The sequence below is a fragment of the Rhizobacter sp. P3_B12 genome (genome assembly GCF_056402895.1).
In genome coordinates this window covers 1-1013 of record NZ_JBFUGN010001484.1, presented here as the reverse complement: position 1 = coordinate 1013, position 1013 = coordinate 1, and the positions used below count along the sequence as shown (strand labels likewise).

Here is a 1013-nt window from a genome sequence, read left to right as displayed (position 1 = left end):
GACAGGCGCTGCGGCAGGTAGCCTTCGAGCACGGCCAGCTCGGCGGTTTCCTTGTCGACCAGGTCGGTGCGGTTGGCGGCGGCGAACTGTGTGATCGAATCCTTGCGCTGCTTGATCAGCTTGTCGACGATCGCGATCACCGCGGCGTCGTCGAGCACGATGCGCTCGTCGACCTCTTTCTGCTTCAGCGCCGCGAGCAGGYCGCGGATCGTCAGCAGGCGGGCGGCGTCCTTCGCACGCATCGCGGTCTTCATGTCTTCGGTGATCTGGTCTTTCAGGGTCATCGCAGGTGCTCGAATAGGTGAGGGTCGAAAGCGAGGATCAAAAACGACAAAGCCCGCGTGGCGCGGGCTTCGCTGTGCTCCAGCGCCAGGTCAGCGCCGAATCAACTTGAAATCTCAGTACAGGCGCTTCGGCAGCTGCATGCTGCGGATGCGCTTGAAGTGGCGCTTGACGGCCGCAGCCTTCTTGCGCTTGCGCTCGGCGGTGGGCTTTTCGTAGAACTCACGGGCGCGCAGGTCGGTCAGCAGGCCCAGCTTTTCAATGGTGCGCTTGAAACGGCGCAGAGCCACGTCGAACGGCTCGTTTTCTTTGACGCGAATCGAAGTCATAGATCCAGAAGTTTTTGCGCTCGGTGTCTCACTGTCGTTCGCCCGGGCTCTCAGGAAGGAGGTTCCGGAATCCAGCCTGGGGCATGGACGAAGATTTTGATGAGATCGCGGCGCGGGTTTGCCAGCAAAGACCGCGATTATAGCCATAGTTCCCTGACGCGCAAGCGGGGTGTCAGTGACTGCTTTCAACGGGCTGCAGGCGGTCGGCGACGGCCGCCGCGCAGGCTGCGGCGCTGGCCCAGGCCCACTGGAAGTTGTAGCCGCCCAGCCAGCCGGTCACGTCGACCACCTCGCCGATGAAGTGCAGGCCGGGCATGCGGCGGCTTTCCAGCGTCTGCGAGCTGAGCTCCCGGGTGTCGACGCCGCCGGCGGTGACCTCGGCCTTGCGGTAGCCCTCGGTGC

3 protein-coding genes are annotated in these 1013 nt (G+C 63.8%); all 3 read right to left on the bottom strand.

Translation table 11 applies throughout. From position 1 onward, the window contains the following. Positions 1–284: GatB/YqeY domain-containing protein (locus AC1D01_RS36290; RefSeq protein ID WP_477874601.1), on the bottom strand; the 284-nt coding region annotated here is incomplete at its 3' end. Between the two features lie 114 nt (positions 285–398). Further along, positions 399–611 (bottom strand): 30S ribosomal protein S21, encoded by a 213-nt coding sequence (gene rpsU / locus AC1D01_RS36285; protein WP_047503026.1) that lies wholly within the window; start codon positions 609–611, stop codon positions 399–401. A 172-nt stretch (positions 612–783) separates the two neighbouring features. Next, positions 784–1013: NAD(P)/FAD-dependent oxidoreductase (locus AC1D01_RS36280; protein WP_477874599.1), on the bottom strand; the 230-nt coding region annotated here is incomplete at its 5' end.

Bases quoted from the DNA above. Each gene is read 5' to 3' on its own strand.
- rpsU (WP_047503026.1), bottom strand. From the start codon at position 611: ATGACTTCGATTCGCGTCAAAGAAAACGAGCCGTTCGACGTGGCTCTG.